Annotated in this window: 22 protein-coding genes; 12 read left to right on the top strand and 10 right to left on the bottom strand. The window is 68.5% G+C overall.

From position 1 onward, the window contains the following. Nucleotides 1–48 precede the first annotated feature (48 nt). The 10 genes from E4191_RS09235 to E4191_RS09190 all read left to right on the top strand — a co-directional run bounded on the left by E4191_RS09235 (nucleotide 49) and on the right by E4191_RS09190 (nucleotide 12,300). Nucleotides 49–1,908 (top strand): extracellular solute-binding protein, encoded by a 1,860-nt coding sequence (locus E4191_RS09235; protein ID WP_135313159.1) that lies wholly within the window; start codon nucleotides 49–51, stop codon nucleotides 1,906–1,908. A 96-nt stretch (nucleotides 1,909–2,004) separates the two neighbouring features. Next, a complete protein-coding gene (locus E4191_RS09230) occupies nucleotides 2,005–3,081 on the top strand; it encodes a microcin C ABC transporter permease YejB (protein WP_135313158.1) in 1,077 nt (358 codons plus the stop codon). Then, a complete protein-coding gene (locus tag E4191_RS09225; protein ID WP_135313157.1) occupies nucleotides 3,081–4,184 on the top strand; it encodes an ABC transporter permease in 1,104 nt (367 codons plus the stop codon). Before E4191_RS09230 ends, E4191_RS09225 begins: the two co-directional genes overlap by 1 nt. A 92-nt stretch (nucleotides 4,185–4,276) precedes the next feature. Continuing rightward, nucleotides 4,277–5,884 (top strand): ABC transporter ATP-binding protein, encoded by a 1,608-nt coding sequence (locus E4191_RS09220; protein WP_135314407.1) that lies wholly within the window; start codon nucleotides 4,277–4,279, stop codon nucleotides 5,882–5,884. Nucleotides 5,885–5,896: 12 nt separating this feature from the next. Then, the gene (locus E4191_RS09215) at nucleotides 5,897–7,123 is read left to right on the top strand and encodes a glycosyltransferase (RefSeq protein WP_135313156.1); all 1,227 of its coding nucleotides are present in this window, start codon (nucleotides 5,897–5,899) and stop codon (nucleotides 7,121–7,123) included. 30 nt (nucleotides 7,124–7,153) lie between these two features. Next, a complete protein-coding gene (cysS, locus tag E4191_RS09210) occupies nucleotides 7,154–8,611 on the top strand; it encodes a cysteine--tRNA ligase (RefSeq protein ID WP_135313155.1) in 1,458 nt (485 codons plus the stop codon). 9 nt (nucleotides 8,612–8,620) lie between these two features. After that, a complete protein-coding gene (locus tag E4191_RS09205; protein WP_135313154.1) occupies nucleotides 8,621–9,391 on the top strand; it encodes a squalene/phytoene synthase family protein in 771 nt (256 codons plus the stop codon). 112 nt (nucleotides 9,392–9,503) lie between these two features. Further along, the gene (locus tag E4191_RS09200) at nucleotides 9,504–10,376 is read left to right on the top strand and encodes an ABC transporter permease (protein ID WP_135313153.1); all 873 of its coding nucleotides are present in this window, start codon (nucleotides 9,504–9,506) and stop codon (nucleotides 10,374–10,376) included. Beyond that, nucleotides 10,373–11,185 carry an ABC transporter permease gene (locus E4191_RS09195; protein WP_135313152.1) on the top strand — a complete coding sequence of 271 codons (813 nt, stop codon included), beginning with the start codon at nucleotides 10,373–10,375 and terminating at the stop codon, nucleotides 11,183–11,185. Before E4191_RS09200 ends, E4191_RS09195 begins: the two co-directional genes overlap by 4 nt. Nucleotides 11,186–11,199: 14 nt before the next feature. Further along, nucleotides 11,200–12,300 carry an ABC transporter ATP-binding protein gene (locus E4191_RS09190; RefSeq protein WP_135314406.1) on the top strand — a complete coding sequence of 367 codons (1,101 nt, stop codon included), beginning with the start codon at nucleotides 11,200–11,202 and terminating at the stop codon, nucleotides 12,298–12,300. 13 nt (nucleotides 12,301–12,313) lie between these two features. Here the strand turns inward: E4191_RS09190 and E4191_RS09185 are convergent, their stop codons facing one another. The 5 genes from E4191_RS09185 to E4191_RS23750 form a co-directional block, all read right to left on the bottom strand. Then, nucleotides 12,314–13,648 carry a cytochrome P450 gene (locus E4191_RS09185; protein ID WP_228461201.1) on the bottom strand — a complete coding sequence of 445 codons (1,335 nt, stop codon included), beginning with the start codon at nucleotides 13,646–13,648 and terminating at the stop codon, nucleotides 12,314–12,316. Next, nucleotides 13,645–14,829: an alpha/beta hydrolase family protein gene (locus E4191_RS09180; RefSeq protein WP_135313151.1), complete on the bottom strand. Its 1,185-nt coding sequence runs from the start codon at nucleotides 14,827–14,829 to the stop codon at nucleotides 13,645–13,647. The genes E4191_RS09185 and E4191_RS09180 overlap by 4 nt, the downstream gene beginning before the upstream one ends. 61 nt (nucleotides 14,830–14,890) lie before the next feature. Continuing rightward, a complete protein-coding gene (locus tag E4191_RS09175; protein WP_135313150.1) occupies nucleotides 14,891–15,577 on the bottom strand; it encodes a M48 family metallopeptidase in 687 nt (228 codons plus the stop codon). Between the two features lie 54 nt (nucleotides 15,578–15,631). After that, nucleotides 15,632–16,813, bottom strand: a complete 1,182-nt coding sequence (locus E4191_RS09170) for a vWA domain-containing protein (RefSeq protein ID WP_135313149.1) — start codon at nucleotides 16,811–16,813, stop codon at nucleotides 15,632–15,634. After that, nucleotides 16,813–16,977 carry a hypothetical protein gene (locus E4191_RS23750; RefSeq protein ID WP_168217430.1) on the bottom strand — a complete coding sequence of 55 codons (165 nt, stop codon included), beginning with the start codon at nucleotides 16,975–16,977 and terminating at the stop codon, nucleotides 16,813–16,815. The genes E4191_RS09170 and E4191_RS23750 overlap by 1 nt, the downstream gene beginning before the upstream one ends. A gap of 239 nt (nucleotides 16,978–17,216) precedes the next feature. Here E4191_RS23750 and E4191_RS09165 point away from each other — a divergent pair, with 239 nt between their 5' ends. Beyond that, a complete protein-coding gene (locus E4191_RS09165; RefSeq protein WP_135313148.1) occupies nucleotides 17,217–18,830 on the top strand; it encodes a GMC family oxidoreductase in 1,614 nt (537 codons plus the stop codon). Here E4191_RS09165 and E4191_RS09160 read toward each other — a convergent pair. The 5 genes from E4191_RS09160 to E4191_RS09140 form a co-directional block, all read right to left on the bottom strand. After that, a complete protein-coding gene (locus E4191_RS09160; protein WP_135313147.1) occupies nucleotides 18,827–20,161 on the bottom strand; it encodes a GH1 family beta-glucosidase in 1,335 nt (444 codons plus the stop codon). The two genes, E4191_RS09165 and E4191_RS09160, sit on opposite strands and share 4 nt — an antisense overlap. Nucleotides 20,162–20,221: 60 nt before the next feature. Further along, complete coding sequence (locus tag E4191_RS09155) at nucleotides 20,222–21,037, bottom strand: metal ABC transporter permease (protein WP_135313146.1); 816 nt, start codon at nucleotides 21,035–21,037, stop codon at nucleotides 20,222–20,224. Then, a complete protein-coding gene (locus tag E4191_RS09150; protein ID WP_135313145.1) occupies nucleotides 21,034–21,894 on the bottom strand; it encodes a metal ABC transporter permease in 861 nt (286 codons plus the stop codon). The genes E4191_RS09155 and E4191_RS09150 overlap by 4 nt, the downstream gene beginning before the upstream one ends. 67 nt (nucleotides 21,895–21,961) lie before the next feature. After that, the gene (locus E4191_RS09145) at nucleotides 21,962–22,831 is read right to left on the bottom strand and encodes a manganese/iron ABC transporter ATP-binding protein (RefSeq protein ID WP_135313144.1); all 870 of its coding nucleotides are present in this window, start codon (nucleotides 22,829–22,831) and stop codon (nucleotides 21,962–21,964) included. Further along, the gene (locus tag E4191_RS09140) at nucleotides 22,824–23,699 is read right to left on the bottom strand and encodes a metal ABC transporter substrate-binding protein (RefSeq protein WP_135313143.1); all 876 of its coding nucleotides are present in this window, start codon (nucleotides 23,697–23,699) and stop codon (nucleotides 22,824–22,826) included. Before E4191_RS09140 ends, E4191_RS09145 begins: the two co-directional genes overlap by 8 nt. A 99-nt stretch (nucleotides 23,700–23,798) precedes the next feature. Here E4191_RS09140 and E4191_RS09135 point away from each other — a divergent pair, with 99 nt between their 5' ends. Next, entirely contained in the window at nucleotides 23,799–24,215 is a 417-nt protein-coding gene (locus E4191_RS09135; protein WP_135313142.1) for a Fur family transcriptional regulator, read from the top strand. The last annotated feature ends 31 nt before the right edge of the window (nucleotides 24,216–24,246 follow it).

Raw genomic sequence — 24,246 nt, 5'->3', positions numbered from 1 at the left:
CCGCTGGCCTAGCCTTGGGCGCGTCTCGCCCTGATCCAGGAGTTCCCCATGCGTCCCACCGCCCCGGCCGCCGCCCTTCTTGCGGCACTGACTGCCGCGCTTCCCGCCGCCGCGCAGGAGGTGCAGACGGCCGAGGGCGTCATCACCTCGCACGGGATCTCGACCTTCGAGGATGTGCCGATGCCGGCCGATTACCCGAATCTGGCTTATGTAAATCCCGACGCGCCCAAGGGCGGAGAGCTGTCGCAGCATGGGATTGGCACCTTCGACAGCTACAATCCCTTCACCTTTCGCGGGCGGGCGACGGCACCTTCGACGATGATGCTGGAACGGCTGATGGAGCCGGTGCTGGACGACCCGCATGCCCGCTACTGCCTTCTGTGCGAGACCATCGAGTATCCCGAAAGTCGTGACTGGGTGATCTTCAACCTGCGCCCCGAGGCGCGGTTCAGCGACGGCACGCCCCTGACCGCCCATGACGTGCTGTTCACCTATCAGACCCTGATCGAGAAGGGCTTCCCCTCCTATGCCGAGGCGATCAAGCGCATGGTCGCCAGTGCCGAGGTGCTGGACGATCACCGCATCCGGTTCGATTTCACCCCCGAGGCGCCGCGCCGCGACAGCATCGGGCAGATGGGCGCGCAGATCGTCTTTTCGCAGGCCGATTTCGAGGCGAACGACCGCGATCTGACCCAGACCAGCAATGTCCCGTTCCTAGGGTCGGGGCCCTATATGTTCGACCGGGCCGATTTCGGTCGGTCGATCACCATGCGGCGCAATCCGGATTACTGGGGCCGCGATCTGCCGATCAAGCAGGGCCGGCACAACTTCGACCTGCTGCGGTTCGAATATTTCAGCGATTTCGATGCCGCGTTCGAGGCGTTCAAGGCCGGCATCTATACCTTCCGGGTCGAGCCGTCCGAGCAGATCTGGTCCACCGGGTACGATTTTCCGGCCTTCACCGCGGGGGCCGTCGTCAAGGAGGAGATCCCGGACGGCGTGGTGGCCACCGGCGATGCCTGGGTCTTCAACCTGCGCCAGCCAAAGTTCCAGGACATCCGCGTGCGCGAGGCCATCGGGCTGATGTTCAATTTCGAATGGTCCAACGACGCGCTGTTCTATGGCATGAACACCCGGCTGGACAGTTTCTGGGACAACAGCGACCTGAAGGCCGAAGGTCCGCCCAGCCCCGAGGAACTGGCGCTGCTGACCCCCGTGGCGGGTGACCTGCCCGAGACCGTGCTGACCGACGACGCGGTGACATCGCCTGCATCGGGCGAGCGGCAGCTGGACCGCGCCAATTCGCGCCGTGCGGCGCAACTGCTGGACGAGGCGGGCTGGACCACCGGCAGTGACGGGATGCGGCGCAACGAGGCGGGCCAGACCTTGCAGGTGCAGTTCCTGGACCATAACCAGAGCTTCGACCGCATCGTGAACCCCTTTGTCGAGAACCTGCGCGCCATCGGCGTCGATGCGGTCCTGACGCGCGTCGATCCGTCCGAGCTGACCACCCGCACCCGCAGCCATGATTTCGACATCGTGCGCGAGTCGCTGGGCAACGGATATTCCGTGGGGGGCGGCACGTCGCAGGCCTTCGGGTCCGAGTTCAAGGACGATGTCTTCAACCCGATGGGGCTGGCCAACCCGGCCATCGACGCGCTGATCGAGAACGCCTCGGCCGCCGTCACCGACGCCGAGAACCGCGTGGGCATCGCCGCGCTGGACCGGGCGCTGCGCAGCCTGCGCTTCTGGATTCCGCAATGGTACCGCCCTTACCACACGGTCGCCTACTGGGACGTCTATGACCGCCCCGAGACGCTGCCGCCCTATGGGCTGGGGGTGACGGACATGTGGTGGTACGACAGCGCCCGCGCCGACGAGCTGCGCGCCGCGGGCCAGCTGCGCTGAGCGCGGCTTGATTTCCCCGCCCGGATTGCAGACAAGCAGGTAACAAGAACAGGGGCCCGTCGAAGCGGCCCGGATCGAGGGGAAGGGCCAGGCCTGATGGGCGCCTATATTCTGCGGCGGATGCTGCTGATCATCCCGACGCTGATCGGCATCATGCTGGTCAATTTCACCCTCACCCAGTTCGTTCCCGGCGGCCCCATCGAACAGATCGCCGCCCAGATGCGAGGCGAGGGCGACGTGATGGGCAACCTGGCCGGCGCCAGCGCCGACAGCTCGCAGCAGCTGACCACCGAATACGAGGGCGCGCGCGGTCTGCCGCCCGAGTTCATCGCGCAGCTGGAGCAGGAGTTCGGCTTTGACAAGCCGCCGGTCGAGCGGTTCTTCTCGATGTTGTGGAACTACCTGCGCTTCGATTTCGGGACCTCGTGGTTCCGGTCGGTCAGCGTGGTGGATCTGGTGATCGAGAAGATGCCGGTGTCGATCACGCTGGGGCTGTGGTCGACGGTGATCGCCTATGTGATCTCGATCCCGCTGGGGATCCGCAAGGCGATGCGGGACGGGTCGCGCTTCGACACCTGGACCTCGGGCGTGATCATCATGGCCTATGCGATCCCGGCCTTCCTGTTCGCGGTGCTGCTGATGGTGCTGTTCGCGGGCGGCAGCTATTGGCAGATCTTTCCGCTGCGGGGCCTGACAAGCGACAACTTCGCGGACCTCTCGGCCTGGGGGAAGGTCAAGGACTATGCCTGGCACGCCTTCCTGCCGGTGATGGCCGCGACGATCAGCAGCTTTGCCACCCTGACCCTGCTGACCAAGAACAGCTTTCTGGACGAGATCAACAAGCAATACGTGATGACCGCCCGCGCCAAGGGCCTGGCCGAGCGGCGGGTGCTGTACGGGCATGTCTTCCGCAACGCGATGCTGATCGTCATCGCGGGCTTTCCGGCGATGTTCCTGGGCGTGTTCTTCGGGTCCTCGATCCTGATCGAGACGATCTTCTCGCTGGACGGGCTGGGGCGTCTGGGCTTCGAGGCGGCGGTGCAGCGGGATTATCCGGTGATCTTCGGCACGCTTTACGTCTTTGGCTTGATGAGCCTGGTGGTCGGGATCCTGTCGGACATGATGTATGTCTTCGTCGATCCGCGCATCGACTTCGAGAAGAGGGCCGGCTGATGGCCATGTCGGAACTGAACCGCCGCCGCTTGCGCAACTTCCGCCGGAACGGCCGCGCCTTCTGGTCGCTGATCATCTTCTCGGTGCTGTTCGTGGCGGCGATGTTCGCCGAGATCGTGGCCAACGACAAGCCGATCGTCGTCAGCTATCAGGGCGAGCTGTACTGGCCCGCCTACAACTTCTATCCCGAGACGGCCTTCGGCGGCGATTTCGGGACCGAGGCGATCTATCGCGATCCGGCGGTGCAATGCCTGATCGTCAGCGGCGGGCGCGAGGCCTGCTGGGACGATCCCGAGGGGCTGATCGAGGCCGTCGAGACCGGCGCCAGCGACGTGCCCGAGGCCGAGCAGGGCTGGATGATCTGGCCGCCGATCCCCTATCACTACCGCACCATCAACAATGTGGGCACCGCGCCGAGCGCGCCGGACGGCAATCACTGGCTTGGCACGGATGACACCGCGCGCGACGTGCTGGCGCGGGTGATCTACGGGTTCCGGACCTCGATCCTCTTCACGCTGATCGTGACGGTGGTGGCCTCGACCATCGGGATCGCGGCGGGGGCGGTGCAGGGCTATTTCGGCGGGCGGACGGATCTGGTGTTCCAGCGGGTGCTGGAGATCTGGGCGTCGACGCCGGGGCTTTACGTCATCATCATCCTGTTCGCGATCCTGGGGCGCAGCTTCTGGCTGCTGGTCTTCGTCACCATCCTGTTCGGATGGCCCGCGCTGGTGGGCGTGGTGCGGGCCGAGTTCCTGCGGGCGCGGAACTTCGAGTATGTCCGGGCCGCGCGTGCGCTCGGCGTCAGCGACCGCAAGATCATGTTCCGCCACATCCTGCCCAATGCGATGGTCGCCACGCTGACCATGCTGCCCTTCGTCGTGACCGGCACGATCAGCGGGCTGGCCGCGCTGGACTATCTGGGCTACGGCCTGCCCGCCGGGTCGGCCTCCCTGGGCGAGATGGCGCTGCAGGCCAAACAGAACCTGCAGGCGCCCTGGCTGGCCTTCACCTCGTTCTTCACCTTCGCGATCATGCTGTCGCTGCTGGTGTTCATCTTCGAGGGCGTGCGCGACGCCTTCGATCCGCGAAAGACCTTTCGATGACCGACCGCCCCGTCCGCCCCGCCGCCGGCGCGCCCGCCGCCGTGGCCGAGGAGCATGGCGGCTCCATGCCCGGCGCGCCCGAGGCGCATGCCATGCCCTCGGCGCCCGCCGACGCGGTCCTGGACGTGCGCGACCTGCGCATCGGCTTTCGGTCCGAGGGGCAGGTGATCCCCGCCGTGCGGGGCGTCAGCTTCCACATCGCGCGCGGCGAGACGGTGGCGATCGTGGGCGAATCGGGATCGGGCAAGTCGGTGACCGCGCTGTCCACGGTGCAGCTGCTGGCCGGATCGGCCGTGGTCGAGGGATCGGTCCGCTATGACGGGCGCGAGATGGTCGGGGCATCCGACCGCACCCTGCGCGAGATCCGGGGCAACGACATCAGCTTCATCTTTCAAGAGCCGATGACCTCGCTCAATCCGCTGCACACGCTGGAGAAGCAGCTGTCCGAGAGCCTGGCGCTGCATCAGGGCCTGTCGGGCGCCAAGGCGCGGGCGCGGATCGTCGAGCTGCTGACCCGCGTGGGCATCCGCGAGCCTGCCTCGCGGCTGGCCGACTATCCGCACCAGCTGTCGGGCGGGCAGCGCCAGCGGGTGATGATCGCCATGGCGCTGGCCAACGGGCCGGACCTGTTGATCGCGGACGAGCCCACCACCGCGCTGGACGTGACCATCCAGGCGCAGATCCTGGACCTGCTGGCGGAACTCAAGGCCGCCGAGGGGCTGTCGATGCTGTTCATCAGCCACGATCTGGGCATCGTGCGCCGCATCGCCGACCGGGTCTGCGTGATGAAGGACGGCGAGATCGTCGAGCAGGGCCCGGTTGAGGAGATCTTTGCCCGGCCCCGCCACCCCTATACGCAGGCGCTGCTGGCCGCCGCCCCGCAGGGGCAGGCCGAGCCCGTGGCGCCGGATGCCCCGGTGCTGGTCGAGACCCGCGACCTCAAGGTGTGGTTTCCGATCAAGCGCGGGCTGATGCGCCGCGTCACCGGGCATGTGAAGGCCGTGAACGGCGCCAGCCTGACGCTGCGCGCGGGCGAGACCCTGGGGGTCGTGGGCGAATCGGGCAGCGGCAAGACCACGCTGGCGCTGGCCATCATGCGGTTGATCGAGAGCGACGGGCCGATCCTCTTCATGGGGCAGGACATCCAGGGCTGGGGCGGGGCACAGCTGCGCCGCTTGCGCCGCGACCTGCAGATCGTGTTCCAGGACCCCTATGGCAGCCTGTCGCCCCGCATGACGGTCGAGCAGATCATCACCGAGGGCCTGGGTGTCCACGGGGTTGAGCCGGGCCGGGACCGCCGGCAGATGGTGTCCGAGATCATGGCCGAGGTCGGGCTGAACCCCGAGATGATGCATCGCTATCCCCACGAGTTCAGCGGCGGGCAGCGCCAGCGCATCGCGGTCGCCCGCGCCATGATCCTGCGCCCCAAGGTCGTGGTGCTGGACGAGCCGACCAGCGCGCTGGACATGACCGTGCAGGTGCAGATCGTGGACCTGCTGCGGGACCTGCAGCGCAAGTACGGGCTGGCCTTCCTGTTCATCAGCCACGACCTGCGCGTGGTCCGCGCGATGGCGCATCACATCATGGTCATGCGGGCGGGCGAGGTGGTCGAGCAGGGCAGCGTCGCGCAGATCTTCGACGCGCCGCAGCACGACTATACCCGCGCGCTGCTGAGGGCGGCGTTTCCGATCACCGCGTAGGGGCGTTGGGCCATGAAGATCCTGTTCGTGCACCAGAACTTTCCGGCTCAGTTTCCGCACCTCGCCCCGGCGCTGGTGGCGCGGGGCCATCATGTGCTGGCCCTGACCGACGAGAAGAACAAGCGCCCCAGCCCGGTCCAGACCCTGCGCTACAAGGCGCCGGACCCGGTGAAGACGGAAAGCGCCTTGGGGCGGTCCTATACCGAGCATGCCGAGCGGGGCTTTCTGGTGGCGCGCGGGGCGCGGGCGCTGCGCGACAAGCACGGCTTCGTGCCCGACATCATCATCGGCCATCCGGGCTGGGGCGAGACGCTGTTCCTCAAGGAGATCTGGCCCGAGGCGACGCTGCTGATCTATGCCGAGCTGATGTACCGCACGCGCGGGCAGGATGTGGGCTTCGACCCCGAGATGGGGCCGGACCGCGACGAGACGCGGTTCATGACCGTCTCGCGCTCGGCCCATCTGATCCAGGCGATGGTGCAGGCGGACGGGGCGATCGCGCCCACCCGCTATCAGGCCGACAGCTTTCCGCCCGAACTGCGCGGCAAGATCACCGTCATCCATGACGGGATCGACACCGAGACCGTGGCCCCCGATCCGCAGGCGATGCTGGCCCTGCCGGGCGGCGGGCCGGTGCTGCGCGCGGGCGACGAGGTCCTGTCCTTCGTGTCCCGGTCGCTGGAGCCCTATCGCGGCTTTCACGCCTTCATGCGCGCGCTGCCCGCCGTGATGGCCGCGCGTCCGCAGGCGCAGGTCGTGATGGTGGGCGCCGAGGATCCCAGCTATGGCGGCAAGCCCCGCGACGCGGCCAGCTGGAAGGCGAGGCTTCTGGCCGAGGTCGGCGGGCAGCTGGACCAGGGCCGGCTGCATTTCCTGGGGCGGGTGCCCTATGCCGACTACCTGTCGCTGATCAAGCTGACGCGGGTGCATTGCTATCTGACCTATCCCTTCGTGCTGTCATGGTCGCTGATGGAGGCGATGGCGGCGGGGGCCTATGTCGTGGGATCGGATACCGAGCCGGTGCGCGAGGTGATCGCGGATGGCCGGAACGGGCGGCTGGTGCCGTTCTTCGACAGCGCCGCGCTGGCGGGCGCGCTGGCGACCGGGCTGGCGGGCGACCCCGACGGCCCGGCCCTGCGGCAGGCGGCGCGGCAGACGATCCTGGACGGCTATGATCTGGTCCGCGACTGCCTGCCGCGCCAGATTGCCTGGGTGGAAAGCCGGGGCGCGATGCGCTAGACCTGTGCGACCTTCGCATAAGGGCCCGCGATGACGCAGATCAGGCTGACCAACACCCGCACCCGGACGAAAGAGGATTTCGTCCCCATCGATGCCGCGAATGTGCGCCTGTATCTGTGCGGACCCACGGTCTATGACCGCGCGCATCTGGGCAACGCCCGGCCCGTGCTGGTCTTCGATCTGCTGGTGCGGCTGTTGCGCCATGTCTATGGCGCCGAGGCGGTGACCTATGTGCGCAACTTCACCGACGTGGACGACAAGATCAACGCCGAGGCGCAGCGCCGCCGCGCGGCCGGCAGCCCGCTGTCGCTGGAGGAGCTGATCGCCGAGCGGACGGACGAGACCATCGCCTGGTATCACGCCGACATGGACGCGCTTGGCGCCGCGCGCCCCGATCACGAGCCGCGGGCCACCGCCTATGTCGCCCAGATGATCGAGATGACCGCCGACCTGATCGCCAAGGGCCATGCCTATGCGGCCGAGGGGCATGTGCTGTTCGACGTGCGCTCCTTCCCCGATTACGGCAAGCTGTCGGGCCGGTCGGTCGACGACATGATCGCGGGCGCGCGGGTCGAGGTGGCGCCCTTCAAGCGCGATCCGATGGATTTCGTGCTGTGGAAGCCCTCGGATGCGGATGTGCCGGGCTGGGACAGCCCCTGGGGCCGGGGGCGTCCGGGCTGGCATATCGAATGCTCGGCCATGTCGGCGGCGCTGCTGGGGCCGCATTTCGACATCCATGGCGGGGGCCTGGACCTGCAGTTTCCCCATCACGAGAACGAGATCGCCCAGAGCTGCTGCGCGCACCCGCAGGCGGGGTTCGCCAATGTCTGGCTGCATAACGAGATGCTGCAGGTCGAGGGCAAGAAGATGTCCAAGTCCCTGGGCAACTTCTTCACCGTGCGCGACCTGCTGGATCAGGGCGTGCCCGGCGAGGTGATCCGCTTCGTGATGCTGTCCACGCATTACCGCAAGCCGATGGACTGGACCGACGAGAAGGCCGAGCAAGCCCGAATTACATTATCTGACTGGCATGAATTGGTGTTGGGCGTTGAGCCGGCAGAATTTCCGGCAGAAAAGGTGGTCGATGCACTAGCGGACGACCTGAATACGTCCGCTGCGATTACGGCACTCCACGAACTTGCTAAGTCAAATAGACCGTCAGAGTTGCTGACTTCAGCACGTCTGATGGGATTGCTTCTTCCGGGTGATTACGGTTGGGCAGCCAAGCAGCCGTCAGACAGCGACATTGCCAAACGAGTCCAGGAACTGGGAAATATTTGGTTTAAACTCCGTGCGGAGAAGGATTATCAAGCAGCCGATCTCCTTAAAAACGAACTATTACAGGCATCTGTTCGACTTTCTGCCGTGAAAGACGGTTCGATCCGAGTTGACTTCCTTACGCCAACTACGCCGGCGTGGGCGAGTGAGATTATCGCTAAGTTGGATGCGTTGGAGATGAAATGGTCGTCGCATTTCAAGAAACTTTAGGAATTCAGTTTGACCCTTGACGCCTGCACCGAGGCCCTGCGCCAGCATGATCCCGACCGCTTCGGGGCGGTGCTGGTGGCCGAGGCGCAGGACCGGCCCGCGCTGGTGACGCTCTATGCGCTGAACCTGGAGATCGCGCGGGCGCCGTTCCAGTCGGCGGAGCCGATGCTGGCCGAGATGCGGCTGCAATGGTGGGTCGACCGGCTGGACCAGATGGGCGCGGGCACGGCCCCGCCGCTGCATGACGTGCTGACGCCCCTGTGGGAGGCCTGGGGGGCCGAGGCGGGCGGGTTGGCGCCTCTGGCCGAGGCGCGCAGGCGGGATTGCGAACGGCTGCCCTTCGGCGGGCCGGACGAGGTCCTGGCCTATGTCGAGGCGACGGCGGGGGCGCTGATGTGGGCGGCCGCGCGGCGCTGCGGGGCGCCCGAGGGTGTGCACGAGATCGTGGCCCATCAGGCGCGCGGTGCGGGCATTGCCGCCTGGCTGCGCGCGCTGCCGCAATTGCAGGCAGTCCGGCTTGGTCTGGAACCGGCCCGTCCCGAGGATGCGCAGGCCCTGGCCGAGCGCGCCCGCGAGGGGCTGCGGCTGGCCGCGCGCATGCACCGCAAGCTGCCGCGCCGGACGGCGGCGGCGCTCTATCCCGGGCCGCGCGTGCCCCGGCTTCTGTCTGAGGTGCTGGCCGGGCGCCTTGATCCTTTCGAGGCGGTGCCCCAGGTCACCCCCTTCCAGCGCCGCGCCTCGCTGGCGCGGCTGGCGCTGACCGGGCATTGGTGGCGCTGAGCGCCGCGCAGAAATCCCTTTTCCTTCCGCCCGGCCTATGGAACAAATCGACCAAACGACGGGACAGACGCCCGGACCGACCAGATGCCGGGATCAGGGGGACAGGGACACGATGGCAAGGCCCAGACTGGATTCCGAGGCCCGCGCGGGCCTGTCGCTGATCGCGCCGCCCTTTCTGTACGCGCTGGTGATCCTGGCCGCGCCGCTGGCGACGATCCTGGCCTACAGCTTCCTGACCGACGGCTATCTGGAGGTTCTGCCCGAGGGAACGCTGCAGAACTATGGCCAGGTCCTGACCGATCCCATCGTGCGCGCGGTCATGCTGCGGTCGCTGATCGTGGCGGCGGTGGTGACCTTCGCGACCGTCGTGACGGCCTTTCCCATCGCCTATTACGTCAGCTTCATGGTCCGCCCGGAACGCAAGGCCATGTGGCTGTTCCTGATCACCATCCCCTTCTGGACCAGCTATCTGATCCGCGTGTTCCTGTGGAAGGTGATCCTGGGCTATAACGGCGTGGTCAATTCCTCGCTGACGGGGCTGGGGATCATCGACGAGCCGCTGACCTTCATCCTCTACAACGTCAACGCCATCGTCATCACGCTGGCCCATGCCTATGCGCCCTTCGCGATCCTGCCGATCTTCGTGGCGCTGGAAAAGATCGACCGGTCCCTGCTGGAGGCCGGGCGGGACCTGGGGGAAAGCCGCCTGATGACCTTCTGGCGGGTGACGCTGCCCTTGGCGATGCCGGGCGTGATCGCGGCGACGCTGATCGTCTTCATCCCGACCATCGGCGATTACGTGACCCCCGAGGTGATCGGCGGCGGCAAGATCCCGATGATCGCCAACATGATCCAGGTGCAGATGCTGGCGCTGGACAACCGGCCCTTGGGCTCGGCACTGGCGGTGACGGCGATGGTCATCGTGGCGCTGGTCAGCGCGCTGTTTTTGTTCCTCAACCGCCGCTTCCTGAAGGTGCGTTCATGAACCGCCAGGGCTGGGGCCTGCAGGCCTATGCGATCTTCTACCTGCTGTTCCTCTATGCGCCGATCATCCTTCTGCCGCTCTTCGCGTTCAATTCGGGCACGATCATCGCCTTTCCGCTGCAGGGGATCACGACCGACTGGTTCGCGCAGATGTGGGCCGATGCGACGCTGCGCCGGGCGCTGAGCAATTCGCTGATGATCGCGGTCTCGGCCTCGATCCTGTCGACCTGCTTCGGGATCTTCGCGGCGCGCGCCTCGACCCGCTTCGGCTTTCCGGGCAAGGGGGGCATGATGGCCTTCATCATGCTGCCGATGGTCCTGCCCGAGATCATCGTGGCCATGTCGCTGCTGGTGGTGCTGCTGGGCATGGGGGTGCAGCTGTCGCTGCTGACGGTGATCGCGGGGCACACGCTGATCTGCATGCCCTACGCGATCGCGGTGCTGTCGACGGCCTTCTCGTCGCTGGACCGCAGCCTGGAGGAGGCCGCCCATGACCTGGGCGAGACGAAATGGGGCGCGTTCCGGCTGGTGACGCTGCCTTTGGTCATGCCGGGCATCATCAGCGCGCTGCTGATCAGCTTCACCATCAGCCTGGACGAGTTCATCATCGCCTTCTTCCTGGCCGGGAACGAGCCCACGCTGCCCACCTACATCTTCAGCCAGCTGCGCTTTCCGCGCGCGATCCCCGTCATCATGGCGTTGGGGACGGTGCTGGTCGTGCTGTCGATCGTGCTTCTGGCGCTCGGCGAATATTTCCGTCGCCGGGGCAATGCCCGCATCGGCGGCAAGCCCACCGGAGGGTTGCTGTGACCGACACCAAGCCGATGATCCAGTGCCACGGGGTCCACAAGTACTACGGCGATTACCACGCGCTGCGCGGCATCGACCTGACCATCCGGGCGGGCGAGTTCTTCTCGTTGCTGGGGCCGTCGGGCTGCGGCAAGACCACGCTGCTGCGCACCATCGCGGGGTTCGAGGACATCAGCGACGGGGCCATCCTGATCGACCAGAAGCGCATGGACGAGGTGCCCGCCAACAAGCGGCCCACGAACATGGTGTTCCAGTCCTATGCGATCTTCCCGCATCTGACGGTGGCCGAGAACGTGGCCTTCGGGCTGCGCCGCGATCCGCGCGACAAGGCCGAGAAGGCGGCGGCGGTGGACGAGGCCTTGGCGATGGTGGGCCTGGCGGGCTATGGCGCGCGCTCGGCCCATGCGCTGTCGGGCGGGCAGCGGCAGCGGGTGGCGCTGGCGCGCGCGCTGATCCTGAAGCCCAAGGTGCTGCTGCTGGACGAGCCTTTGTCGGCGCTGGACCGCAAGATGCGCGAGCAGATGCAGGTCGAGCTGATCAAGCTGCAGCGGCAGGTGGGCATCACCTTCGTGCTGGTCACGCATGACCAGGAGGAGGCGCTGGTCATGTCCGACCGCATCGCCGTCATGTTCGAGGGCGAGATCGCGCAGCTGGACGGCCCCGAGGCGCTGTATGCGCGGCCCGCCACGCGGCGGGTGGCCGATTTCATCGGGGTGATGAACTTCCTGCCCGCGCAGGTGATCTCGGAGGCGGGCGGCATCGTGACGGCCGAGGTCGCGGGTCTGGGCCGGGTGGAGCTGCCCGCGACGCAGATCAGCCGCGCCAATCCCGAGGACGAGGGGCCGATGGTGGGTTTCCGCCCCGAGACGATGACCCTGCTGGGCCCCGGCGCCAGCCACAGCCAGCCGCGCGAGACGAACGCGACCATCGACGAGGTCGTCTATTACGGCGACATGACCTATTACGACCTGCGGCTGGACGGGGCGGCGCGGCTGGACGGCAAGGCCCGCACCGTGCGCATTTCCATGCGCAACGTCTTCGGTCGCGACGTGCAGGAGGTGGGCACGCGCACCCGGCTGGCCTGGTCGCCGGGCTCGCTGGTGCTGTTCCGGTAGGGACGCCCCGGCCTCAGCGCGGGGTCAGCCGGACCCAGATGCCGTCCGCCGCGCGGATGGTCAGGCGGGCCACGGGGGTGGGGGTGCGGTCGGTGACCTCCAGCCGCCAGCGCCCCAGGATGGCCGACAGCATCACCACGCCCTCGGCCATGGCCAGCCCCGCACCGGGGCAGGCGCGGGGGCCTGCGGAAAAGGGCAGGTAGGCGCCGCGCGCGCTGGCCTTGCCCTCGGGCGTGTCCCACCGGGCGGGGTCGAAGTCGTCGGGCCGGTCCCACAGCCTGCGGTGCCGGTGCAGGTGCCAGGGCGAGACGACCAGCTGCGCGCCGCGCGGCACATGGCGGTCGCGGAAGGTCTCGGGCCCTGTGGCCTCGCGCACGAACATCGCCACCGCCGGATAGAGCCTCAACGCCTCGCGGAAGACCGCGCGGGTGGCCTTCAGGCCACTGAGGCAGGCGAAATCGTCGGTCAGCATCTGGGCCTCGGCAGCCACGCGGTCCTGCCAGTCGGGGTTCGCGGCCAGCAGCCACAGGGCCCAGCCCAGGACCGAGGCGCTGGTCTCGTGCCCCGCCAGGAACAGCACCGCGACCTGGTCGATCATCTCGGCATCCGTGAAGCACCGGCCGGTCTGCGGATCGGGGGTGGTCATGATCTTGGTCGCCAGATCGTCGGGCGCGGTGCCGGTGGCGATGGCCGCCGCGCGGTCGCTGACCAGCGTTTCGATCAGGCCCCGGATGCGGGCGGCGGTGGTCCGGGTGCGGCGCGAATGGGGGCGCGGCATCCAGCGGGGCAGGGGCAGCAAGGCGGCCAGATTGACCAGCGGCTGCGCCTCCTGATGCTCGCGGAAGGCCTCGAACACGTCCGAGGCGATACGATGCTCGATGGGCAGCGAGAAGAGCGTGCGAAAGATCACGTCGGCGGCGGCATGGGCCGAATGCGGCTCGATGTCATGGACGCCCGGCGAAAGGCGCGTGGCGGCAGCGCGGGCGGCGTCCAGGATCGCGGGATAGCTGGCCCGCACCCGCCCGCCTTCAAAGGCCGGGTCGATGATGCGGCGCTGATGCGCCCATTCGGCCCCGTTCGAGATGAAGACGCCGTTGCCCAGAAGCGGCGCCAGCCCCTCGCGCATGCGGTTGGATTTCGGGAAATCGGCGGCGCGGTCCTGCAGGATGATGCGCAGCAGCGCCGGGTCGTTGCAGAAGAAGCTGTGGATCAGCGGCGTGCGGAACTCGGCCATCCACGCGCCGTAGAGGCGTTCCGGCAGGGCCGAGAGCAGGTCGCGGCGGAATCCCCGGATGAGGCCGCGCAGCGTGCCGCGCCCTTCGGTGCCCTCCGGTCGCGGCGTGCTCACGGGCGGGCGCCCACCGCCCGGGTGATGCGCGCGGGCGAGGGCTTGCGCCCCGCAAAGCGCTGCGCCAGCGTCTGCGGACCGGCGGTGATGGCGAAATAGTCGTAATCGCCGGGCCGGTCGAAGGCGCAGAGATACTGGAAATGCAGTCGGAACCAGCGGTTCTTGATCGCCTTCTGCCGCTCGGGCGACAGGGTCTGGGTGTAGGCGGCCGAGATCACCAGCGGCCATTTCTGCCCCTCGCCCCCGCCGCCGCAGACCGCCACCGGATCGCAGAGCGCAAAGCAGCAGGCATCGCCCGGCGCGGTCACGTCGAGCCAGAAGATCCCGTCGGCCCGGCCCAGCCAGGCCAGATCCTGACGCAGCCGCCCGGCATCGGGCAGGAAGGCCGCCATGGGGACGACATGGCCCAGGGTCAGCAGCGACAGCGTGGGGCCGCCGGGACGCGGCGGGTCCTCGCGCAGCAGATCGGCCAGCAGCGAGACGGCCAGATAGGCGCCCGAGGAATGGCCCACGACCAGCACCTCGTCGGGGCCGTCGTCCAGGATGTCGCGCAGGCGCGCGCGGAACTGGGTCAGCCGATCTTCCAGCGCGGGGGGATAGCCGCCGCGATGGCGGGCGGTGAAGGCATAGTCGTGCATCAGGTAATAGGCGAACAGCCGGTGATCCAGCCGCTGGCCCAGCACCAGCACCCCCCAGAGGGCCGCCAGCCCCGCCGGCAGCGCCAGCCACCCGCCCCCCAGGGCCACGACGCCCCAAGCCACCAGCCCGCCCGCCAGCAGCGCCAGCAGCAGCTGCACCAGAAGCACAACGATCGGATAGAGCGCCGCGATCACCGGCCCGCGCCGCAGCCGCATCAGCCGCGTCAGCGTGCCGGTCGCGATATAGGTCCAGGAGGTGCGCGCCAGCTGCGCGAAGGTTCCCGCGATTCCCTGCCGCATCGAAGCCTGCACGATGTCGGACCACAAGGCGACCTCGATCACGGTGCGGGTGTCGCGCCCCTCGACCTGGCCATGCACGGTCCAGGCAAAGCCCGGGGCCTGCGCCTTGGTGATGCGCAGCCGGTGGCCCGAGATGGCGGCCTGGTCGGCCCCCTCGCGGCGGTACAGCTCGCGATACCGCCGGGGCGGGATCGGGTCGAATCCCGGCAAATACAGGACATGGCGTCGGAACGGAGGGGTCATGCGGGCCTTCATCTGTCGGTTGCAGAATAGGGCCAAATGGCGGCGCGGCAAGGGGCGGCGGTCAGTCCCTGGTCCAGCGCGCCTCATGTGCCTCGATCGCGGCGATCCGGCGCGCGGTGGGCGGGTGCGACAGGAACCAGGCCGGGGCGCCGCCACCCGCGCTGCCGGTCAGCTTGTCCAGCTTGCGGAACAGCGATTTCTGCGGATCGGTGCCCAAACCGGCCTTGATCATCAGCGCGCTGGCGAAGCGGTCGGCCTCGAACTCGTCCTGGCGCGACAGGCGGGCGGCGACGGCGGTGGCGACCGCATTGGCGATCCAGGTGCCGATGCCGGGCAGGAAGCGGCCCAGCACCCCCGCCAGCGCCAGGCGGATGGCGTTCTGGCCGGCGAAGTCGATCATCCGGCGCCGCGAATGGCCAAGCGAGACATGGCCCAGCTCATGCGCGATGACGCTGGCCATCTCCTCGGCGGTGACCTCGCAGGCGTCCAGCTTGCGGATGAAGCCGCGCGTCAGGAAGATCCGCCCGTCGGGGGCGGCCAGGCCGTTCACCGGCTCGACCTCGTAGACATGGGCCTGGATGGGCGGCAGGTCCATCGCGTCGCCAAGGCGCTTGAGCATCGGCGTCAGGCGCGGATGGCGCAGCGGCGTGGCCTTCTCGTTCAGGTCCTTCTTCAGGCGCCATGCGGAAAAGAACCACATCGCGACCAGATAGAGGCCCAGCAGGATCAGCGGCAGAAACTTCATCATGCCCTCAATATGGGCGCCCCCGCCCGTCCGTGCCAGAGCCAGTTTGCCGCGCCGTCACCCCAGAAGCCGCATGGCGCGGGTCAGCCCGTCCAGCGTCAGGGGCAGCATGCGGTTTTCGAAGACCTCGCCCACCATGCCGATGGACTGGGTATGGGCCCACTGCGCCTCGGGGACGGGGTTCAGCCAGACATGGTCGGGAAAGCCCCCGGTCAGGCGCCGCAGCCAGACCTCGCCGGATTCGGCGTTCCAATGCTCGTTGGCGCCGCCCGGCACGGCGATCTCGTAGGGCGACATCGAGGCATCGCCCACCACGATGCATTTGTAGTCGCGGCCAAAGCGGTGCAGCACGTCCCAGGTCGGCGTCTGCGCCTCCCACCGGCGGCGGTTCTCGGTCCAGACCCCTTCGTAGAGGCAGTTGTGGAAGTAGAAGTGATGCATGTGCTTGAATTCGGCCCGCGCGGCGCTGAACAGCTCGTCCACCACGCGGACATGGTCGTCCATGCTGCCGCCCACATCCAGAAACAGCATGACCTTGACGGCATTCCTGCGCTCGGGGCGGGTCCGCACGTCGATATAGCCGTGATCGGCGGTGGCGCGGATGGTGCCGGGCAGGTCCAGCTCGTCCGCCGCCCCGTGGCGCGCCCATTGGCGCAACCGCTTCAGCGCGACCTTGATGTTGCGGGTGCCCAGCTCGGCCCGGTCGTCGAAATCGCGGAACTCGCGCCTGTCCCAGACCTTGACGGCGCGGCGGTGGCGGCTGTCCTCCTGCCCGATCCGCACGCCTTCCGGGTTGTAGCCGTAGGCCCCGAAGGGCGAGGTGCCCGCCGTGCCGATCCATGTGTTGCCGCCCTGGTGGCGGCCCTGCTGCTCGGCCAGGCGTTGGCGCAGCTTGTCCATCAGCGCCTCGAAGCTGCCCGATCCCGCGACCTGGGCCCGCTCGGCCTCGGTCAAGAGCCCCTCGGCCAGCTTCTCCAGCCATTCGCGGGGCAGGTCGCGGGAATCCAGCAGCGCCCCGACGGGAACCTCCTCCAGCCCGGAAAAGGTCTGGGCGAAGGCGCGGTCGAAGCGGTCCAGGTGGCGCTCGTCCTTGACCAGCACCAGCCGCGACAGCCCGTAGAAGCCGGCCACCGTGCGGTCGTCCAGTCCCGCGCCCATCCCCTCCATCAGGTCCAGCCATTCGCGCAGCGAGACCGGAACCCCCTGCCGTCGCAGGTTGTCGAGGAAGGGCAGGAACATCAGGCCATCCGGTGGACGAAGATCGTGGCGAAGACGCCGATCATGGCGCAGCCCAGGGCGAAGGCCACGGCATATTGCACCCGGTCGCTGCGCGTGCCGCCCAGCTTGGCGGCCCGGCGCCAGCCAAGAGCGGCCCCGACGATGGCGGCGATGATGACGATCATGTCGGTCCTTCCCGTGGCAGATCCTGCCGTCAGCAGATAGCCCGCCCCGCCCCCGCCCGCAACCGCGACCGATCCGCCCAATCGCGCGCGCCCGCCGCTTTCATCTTGGCCCAAATATCCACAGGGCGCCCGCCACGGCCACCCCTGGCCCGGGGACCGCGCGCGACCGCGACACGGGGCCCGCTTGCCCCCCGCCCGCCATCCCACTAGCCTCGTCCCCCGGGGGATCGGAGGATCACATGCAGGATTTCGGCGATTACGACCATATCATCGTGGGCGCGGGCTCGGGCGGCTGCGTGCTGGCCAACAGGCTCTCGGCCGATCCCCGCGCCCGGGTCCTGCTGCTGGAGGCCGGGGGCCATGACAACCGGCTCTGGGTGCACATCCCGGTGGGCTATCTGCACGCGATGGGCGATCCCTCGCTCGACTGGTGCTACGTGACCGAGCCCGAACCGGGGCTGGCGGGGCGGCGTCTCAACTATCCGCGCGGGCGGGTGCTGGGCGGCTGCTCGTCGATCAACGGCATGATCTACATGCGCGGGCAGGCGGCCGATTACGATGGCTGGCGGCAGATGGGCAATCCGGGCTGGGCCTGGTCGGACGTGCTGCCGCATTTCCGCGCGACCGAGCGGCATTACGACCCCGCCTGCGACCTGCATGGCGATCAGGGCGAATTGCGGGTCGAGCGCCAGCGGTTGCGCTGGCCCATCCTCGACGCCGTGGCCGAGGCCGCGCAGGAGCTGGGCCTGCCCGCCCGGCCCGATTTCAACACCGGCGACAACGAGGGCGTGGGCTATTTCCCCGTCACGCAGCGCAAGGGCATCCGCTGGAACGCGAGGAAGGCCTTTCTCGACCCTGCCCGCGGCCGCCCCAACCTGCGGATCGAGACCGACGCCCAGGTCCTGCGCCTGCAGATGGACGGGCGGCGCGTCACCGGCGTGGTCTTCGAGCAGCACGGCCAGCGCCGCCTGGCCCGCGCGCGGGGCGAGGTGATCCTGGCGGCCGGCGCCATCGGCTCTCCGGCGCTGCTGGAGCTGTCGGGCATCGGCCAGCCCGAGCGGCTGGCCGCCTTGGGCATCGCGCCGGTCCATGCGTTGCCCGGCGTGGGCGAGAACCTGCAGGATCACCTGCAGCTGCGCATGGTGTTCCGCATCGCGGGCGCGCGGACGCTGAATGACCGGGCGCGCACGATCTGGGGCAAGGCCGGGATCGCGCTGGAATATGCGCTTCGCCGCACCGGGCCGATGGCGATGGCGCCCAGCCAGCTGGGGATCTTTACCCGCTCGTCGGACCGCTACGACACGGCGAACATCGAATATCACGTGCAGCCGCTGTCGCTGGGCAAGTTCGGCGATCCGCTGGACGATTTCCCGGCGCTGACGGTGTCGGTCTGCAACCTGCGCCCCGAAAGCACCGGGTCCAGCCACATCACCGCCCCGGATCCACGCAGCCCGCCCGCCATCGCGCCGCGCTATCTGAGCACCGAGGGCGACCGGCAGGTGGCCATCGACAGCCTGCGCCATGCCCGCCGCCTGATGCAGACCGCCCGCATGGCCGAGTTTTCCCCCGAGGAGCATCGCCCCGGGGCGCATCTGACCTCGGATGCCCAGCTGCACGAGGCCGCGGCCCAGATCGGCACGACGATTTTCCATCCCGTGGGCACGACCCGGATGGGCACGGACCCCATGGCCGTGGTGGACCCGCAACTGCGCGTCCACGGGCTGGAAGGCCTGCGCATCGCGGATGCGGGGATCATGCCCGCCATCGTGTCGGGCAACACCCATGCGCCGGTGACCATGATCGCCAGCCGGGCCAGCGAGATGATCGCGCAGGACGCGCGCGAAAGGGCCTAGGGCCTTAGCGCCTCGCCCTTCAGCATCGACCGGAAGGCGTGCCAGCTGGATTTCGGCGTGCGGGTCATCGTCTCGTAATCGACATGGACCAGCCCGAAGCGCGGGCCATAGCCCCAGCCCCATTCGTAATTGTCCAATAGCGACCAGTAGAAGAAGCCGCGCACGTCCACGCCCTGATCCATCGCCGCCTTGGTGGCGCGCAGATGGTCGCCCGCGAACTGGATGCGGCGGGCATCCTCGGTGATGCCGGCGCCCGTGCCGCCCCCGGCCTCCAGCGCCATGCCGTTTTCCGTGACATAGAGGGGCAGGGCACCGGTATGGTCGCGGGCAAGGCGGGTCAGGAACTCGGTCAGGCCCTCGGGGCGGATCTCCCAGTCCATCTGGGTCTTGGGCAGGGGGCCCGGCGCCTCGGAGGCATGCGGCCAGAGCCCGGCATTGCCGGTATAGAGGCGGCGCGTGTAGTAGTTGACGCCCAGCCAGTCGAGGGGCTGCGCGATCAGGGCCATGTCGTCCTGCCAGCCCTGGGGCAGATGCGGGCCGATGCCCTCAAGGGCGGCGTCGGGATAGCCCTGACCCATCAGCGCGCGGATGAACCACTGGTTATAGATCGCATCCTGGGTTTCGGCGGCGCGCGCGGCCTCGGGGCTGTCGTCGGCGGGATGCGACGTCTCGAAGTTCAGCACGATGCCCAGGTTGTCCGCCCCGTCCGCGCGCAGGGCCTGCATGGCCGTGCCATGGGCCAGCAGCACATGGTGCATGGCGCGGGAGGCGGCGTGGATGTCGCGCAGGCCGGGCGCATGGGCGCCCAGGAAATGCGACAGCCAGGCGATGCACCACGGCTCGTTCAGGGTGGCGGCGCTGGTCATGCGGTCGCCGATCCGGGCATTCACGGCGCGGCACAGATCAGCGAAGCGCTGGGCGATGTCGCGGTTCTGCCAGCCCCCTAGGGCTGCCAGATCGGCGGGCAGGTCCCAGTGGTGATAGGTCAGGAAGGGCTTCAGCCCCCGCTCCAGCATGCCGTCGACCAGCTTGTCGTAGAAATCCAGGCCCTCGGGGTTCACGGTCACGCCGTCCGGCATCACCCGCGCCCAGGAGGTCGAGAAGCGGTAGGCGTCGAAGCCCGCGTCGCGCACCAGGTCCAGATCCTCGGGCCAGCGGGTCAGGTGGTCGCAGGCGCGGCTGCCGTCGCTGGCGTCGATGATGTTGCCGGGCGTGGCGGCGAAGCTGTCCCAATGCGACAGGCCCGCGCCGCGCGTGCCCTCGATCTGATAGGCCGAGGTGGCGGCGCCGAAGGTGAAGCCCTCGGGGAAGTCGGTGCGGGGGGGCAGCATGGGTCTCTCCTCACTGGTGGCGGTAACATGCTGGCATGATCGGGCCGCGCAGGGAAGGGGTCAGTGGCGCGGGGCGATCTGGCGCCAGGTGAAGGCCAGGATGAAGACGCCGGTCAGGATGACGATGATGGTGGGGGCGGGGGCGCTGTCCAGCCAGAAGCTGGCCCAGATGCCCGAAAGGCTGCTGGCGACCGCGATGGCCGTGGCCAGCCCCATCATCAGGGCCAGCCGCCGGGTCAGCAGGAAGGCGATGGCGCCGGGCGCGATCAGCAGGCCCACGGCCAGGATGATCCCCACCGCCGACAGCATCGCCACCACCGAGGCGGCGATCATCGCCAGCATCCCGTAATGCAGCCAGCCCACCCTGAGCCCCGAGACCCGCGCCTGCACCGGGTCGAAGGCCAGGAGCGCGAAGTCGCGCCATTTCAGGATCAGCGCGCCGGTGACGGCCAAGGCGATGGGCAGGGCCTGGGCGAAGTCCTGCGGGCCGATCCCCAAGATGTTGCCGAAGAGGATATGGTCCAGATGCACGCCGGGCGGAAAGAGGGTGAAGAGGATCAGGCCGAAGGCGAACATCCCCGCCATGACGACGCCAAGCGCCGTGTCGGGCTTGATGCGGCTGTTCTCGTCCAGCCAGCCCGCCGAGAGGGCGCAGATCATGCCCGCCGCGAAGGCGCCGACCAGCAGGGGCAGGCCCATCGCATAGGCCAGCACGATGCCCGGCAGCACCGCGTGGCTGATCCCGTCGCCCATCAGCGCCCAGCCCTTGAGGACCAGAAAGCAGCTGAGCAGCGCCGCGGGGATGGCCACGATCACCGCGATCAGCGCGGCATCGGCCATGACCGGAAAGGTGAAGGGCAGGAGGAGGCCGTTCATGCCCCCCCTCCCATCGCGGCGCGGGCGCGGGCACGCGCGGCGCGCAGCCCGTGGGTGGGGGCGAAGACGAAGGCTGCGAGGAAGATCAGCGTCTGCAGCGTCACGATGATGCCCCCGGTCGCGCCGTCCAGGAAGAAGCTGGCATAGGCGCCGATGGCCGAGGTGAGCGTGCCGATGGTGACCGAGATCAGGATCAGCCGCGCGAAGCGGTCGGTCAGCAGATAGGCGGTGGCGCCCGGCGTGACGACCAGCGCGATGACCAGGAAGGCCCCCACGGTCTGCATCGCCGCCACGGTCGAGGCGGCCAGCAGGGTGAAGAACAGCGCCTTGAGGCGGTTCGGATGCAGGCCGATGGTGCGGGCATGCGTCTCGTCGAAGAAGACGACCATCAGGTCGCGCCATTTCAGCAGGAGGATGGTCAGCGAGATGCCCGAGATCAGCACCAGCTGGATCACGTCGCCCGGCGCGATGGCCAGGATGTTGCCCATGGTGATCGCCTGCAGGTCCACCGCGACCGGGTTGAGCGAGACCATGAACAGGCCGATGCCGAAGAAGCCGGTGAAGATCAGCCCGATGATCGCGTCCTGCTTGAGCCCCGTGCGGGTGCCGAGGAACAGCATGGCCAGCGCGGCCAGCCCCCCCGACAGGAAGGCGCCGAGTGCGAAGGGCAGGCCCAGCATGTAGGCCCCCGCCACGCCCGGGACGATGGAATGGGAGAGGGCGTCGCCGATCAGGCTCCAGCCCTTGAGCATGAGATAGGCCGAGAGGAAGGCGCAGACGCCGCCCACCAGCGCCGAGACCCAGATCGCGGTCGCCATGTAGCCGTAGGTGAAGGGGGTGAGGGCGAGCTCGATCATCGGGCGCCGCGCGCGGGGGTGTCACACCCCCGCACCCCCGTGGGATATTTCCGCCAAGATGAAGGGGTCATGGGCGGTCGTCCGTGCCGGGGACGGCCTTGCGGTGGCGGTCGTCGTAGAAGACCAGCGGGCGTTCGTCATCGGTGAAGACGTCGACGGCGCGGCGGTCGGCATCGTCATGCAGGTCGGTGCCGCCCAGCATGAAGTGGCGCAGCGTGCCGCCGAAGGCCAGGCGCAGGTTCGCGGGGGTGAAGGTGGTGGCGGTCGGTCCCGAGGCCAGGACCGTGCCCTTGACCAGCACGACGCGGTCGCAATATTCGGGCACCGCGCCCAGGTCGTGGGTCGAGACCAGCATCACCCGCCCCTCGTCGCGCATCTGGCGCAGGAGCGTGATGATCGTCTGTTCGGTCTGCACGTCGACGCCGGTGAAGGGTTCGTCCAGCAGGATCACGCGGGCCTCCTGCGCCAGCGCCCGGGCCAGGAAGACGCGCTTCTTCTGGCCGCCGGACAGTTCCCCGATCTGGCGGCGGCGGAAATCGGTCAGGCCCACGCGGGAGAGGGCGTCGGTGACGGCCTGGCGGTCGGCGGCGCGCGCGCGGCGCAGGAAGCCCATATGGCCGTAGCGGCCCATCATCACCACATCCTCGACGAGGACGGGGAAGGTCCAGTCGACCTCCTCGGCCTGGGGGACATAGGCCACGAGGTTCTGCGACAGGGCCTTGCGCACCGGCAGGTCCAGGATGCGGACATGGCCCGCGGCATGGGGCAGCAGGTCCATCAGCGCCTTGAAGAGCGTCGACTTGCCCGCGCCGTTCACGCCCACGAGGGCCGTGACCGAGCCCTGCGGGACCGTGAAAGCGGCGTCCTTCAGGGCGGTATGGCCGTTGCGATAGGCGACGGTCAGTTGGGCGACCTCGATGCCGGGGGTGTCATTCATCTTCGAGGCTGTCGAGGATTGTTTCGGAGGTCACGCGCAGCAGGTCCAGATAGGTGGGCACCGGGCCGTCGGCCTCGGACAGGCTGTCGACATAGAGGATGCCGCCATAGTCCGCGCCTGTCTCGGCGGCGATGCTGCGGGCCGGGCGGTCCGAGACGGTGCTTTCCGAGAAGATCACCGGGGCGCCCGTCTCGCGCATCGCGTCGATCAGGCCGCGCACCTGCTGGGGCGTCCCCTGGCCTTCCGCGTTGATGGGCCAGAGGAACATCTCGGTCAGGCCGAAGTCGCGGGCGAGATAGGAGAAGGCGCCCTCGGAGGTGACGAGGAAGCGGCGATCCTCGGGCAGGGCCAGGGCACGGTCGCGCAGCGGGCCGATGACCCCGGCGATGCGGTCCTTGTAGGCGTCCGCGTTGGCCTGGTAGCCCTGCGCGTTGTCGGGATCGGCCTCGGCCATCGCCCGGGCGATGTTGTCGACATAGATCAGCGCCGAGGTCAGGGCCATCCAGCCATGCGGGTTGGGCAGGCCGTCATAGTCGCCGCCGGTGATCGGCAGCGGCTCGATCCCCTCGCTGACGGTGACGATCGGCACGTCGTCCAGCCGGTCGAGGAACTGGTTGGCCCAGGCGTCCAGATTGAGCCCGTTGACCAGCACCAGATCGGCCTCGGCGATGCCGATGATGTCGCGGGGGCTGGGCTGGTAGCCGTGGATCTCGGCCCCCGGGGGGGTGATGGACTGCACGCTGGCCAGATCGCCGCCCACGTTCCGGGCCATGTCCGCGATCACGGTGAAGCTGGTCGCGACGGTCAGGGTCTCGGCCCGGGCGGCAAGGGGCAGGAGGGTCAGAAGGACGGACAGCGCGCGGATCATGGAGGCTCCTTGGTTGGTTCGTTTTCTGCGAATCGTTCGCAACTGTCAAGAGCTGCGAACGAGTTGCAACTGGAGGGCGGTTGCGGCAGGATGGCGCGCATGGGCGAGCGACGGGCGGACAGGTTGGAACAGGCGCTGCGGGATGCGGGCGTGCGGGTCACGCGGCAGCGCGCGGCCCTGCTGCGGGTGATCGCCGCTGCCGAGGATCATCCCGATGCGGCCGAGCTGCATGGCCGGGCGGTGACCGCCGGGGCGGGCGTGTCGCTGGCCACCGTCTATCGCACGCTGACGACCCTGCGCGCGCAGGGGGTGATCGAGAAGCTGGAATTCCAGGGCGAGCCCGCCCGCTGGGAGGCCGCCGACCAGCGCCACCACGATCACATGATCGACCTGGACAGCGGCGCGGTCATGGAGTTCACCGACGAGCGGATCGAGCGGCTGCAGGCCGAGATCGCCGCCGAGATGGGATACGAGATCGTCCATCACCGGCTGGAGCTGTATGTCCGGCGCCGCTGAGGCAGGCTCGGACGGAAGGGGGCGCTGCCCC

The sequence above is a fragment of the Paracoccus liaowanqingii genome, from assembly GCF_004683865.2.
GTDB classification, from domain to species: domain Bacteria; phylum Pseudomonadota; class Alphaproteobacteria; order Rhodobacterales; family Rhodobacteraceae; genus Paracoccus; species Paracoccus liaowanqingii.
Note: the sequence above shows the minus strand (reverse complement) of the source record. Positions and strands in the feature narration are given on the sequence as shown.

Excerpts from the sequence above, each read along its gene's own strand:
- E4191_RS09175 (WP_135313150.1), bottom strand. The coding sequence starts at position 15,577 with ATGATGAAGTTTCTGCCGCTGATCCTGCTGGGCCTCTATCTGGTCGCG.
- E4191_RS09195 (WP_135313152.1), top strand. The coding sequence starts at position 10,373 with ATGAACCGCCAGGGCTGGGGCCTGCAGGCCTATGCGATCTTCTACCTG.
- E4191_RS09165 (WP_135313148.1), top strand. The coding sequence starts at position 17,217 with ATGCAGGATTTCGGCGATTACGACCATATCATCGTGGGCGCGGGCTCG.
- E4191_RS09220 (WP_135314407.1), top strand. The coding sequence starts at position 4,277 with ATGCCCTCGGCGCCCGCCGACGCGGTCCTGGACGTGCGCGACCTGCGC.
- E4191_RS09200 (WP_135313153.1), top strand. The coding sequence starts at position 9,504 with ATGGCAAGGCCCAGACTGGATTCCGAGGCCCGCGCGGGCCTGTCGCTG.
- E4191_RS23750 (WP_168217430.1), bottom strand. The coding sequence starts at position 16,977 with ATGATCGTCATCATCGCCGCCATCGTCGGGGCCGCTCTTGGCTGGCGC.
- E4191_RS09160 (WP_135313147.1), bottom strand. The coding sequence starts at position 20,161 with ATGCTGCCCCCCCGCACCGACTTCCCCGAGGGCTTCACCTTCGGCGCC.
- E4191_RS09230 (WP_135313158.1), top strand. The coding sequence starts at position 2,005 with ATGGGCGCCTATATTCTGCGGCGGATGCTGCTGATCATCCCGACGCTG.
- E4191_RS09235 (WP_135313159.1), top strand. The coding sequence starts at position 49 with ATGCGTCCCACCGCCCCGGCCGCCGCCCTTCTTGCGGCACTGACTGCC.
- E4191_RS09190 (WP_135314406.1), top strand. The coding sequence starts at position 11,200 with ATGATCCAGTGCCACGGGGTCCACAAGTACTACGGCGATTACCACGCG.
- E4191_RS09155 (WP_135313146.1), bottom strand. The coding sequence starts at position 21,037 with ATGAACGGCCTCCTCCTGCCCTTCACCTTTCCGGTCATGGCCGATGCC.
- E4191_RS09215 (WP_135313156.1), top strand. The coding sequence starts at position 5,897 with ATGAAGATCCTGTTCGTGCACCAGAACTTTCCGGCTCAGTTTCCGCAC.
- cysS (WP_135313155.1), top strand. The coding sequence starts at position 7,154 with ATGACGCAGATCAGGCTGACCAACACCCGCACCCGGACGAAAGAGGAT.
- E4191_RS09150 (WP_135313145.1), bottom strand. The coding sequence starts at position 21,894 with ATGATCGAGCTCGCCCTCACCCCCTTCACCTACGGCTACATGGCGACC.
- E4191_RS09145 (WP_135313144.1), bottom strand. The coding sequence starts at position 22,831 with ATGAATGACACCCCCGGCATCGAGGTCGCCCAACTGACCGTCGCCTAT.
- E4191_RS09135 (WP_135313142.1), top strand. The coding sequence starts at position 23,799 with ATGGGCGAGCGACGGGCGGACAGGTTGGAACAGGCGCTGCGGGATGCG.
- E4191_RS09140 (WP_135313143.1), bottom strand. The coding sequence starts at position 23,699 with ATGATCCGCGCGCTGTCCGTCCTTCTGACCCTCCTGCCCCTTGCCGCC.
- E4191_RS09180 (WP_135313151.1), bottom strand. The coding sequence starts at position 14,829 with ATGACCCCTCCGTTCCGACGCCATGTCCTGTATTTGCCGGGATTCGAC.
- E4191_RS09170 (WP_135313149.1), bottom strand. The coding sequence starts at position 16,813 with ATGTTCCTGCCCTTCCTCGACAACCTGCGACGGCAGGGGGTTCCGGTC.
- E4191_RS09225 (WP_135313157.1), top strand. The coding sequence starts at position 3,081 with ATGGCCATGTCGGAACTGAACCGCCGCCGCTTGCGCAACTTCCGCCGG.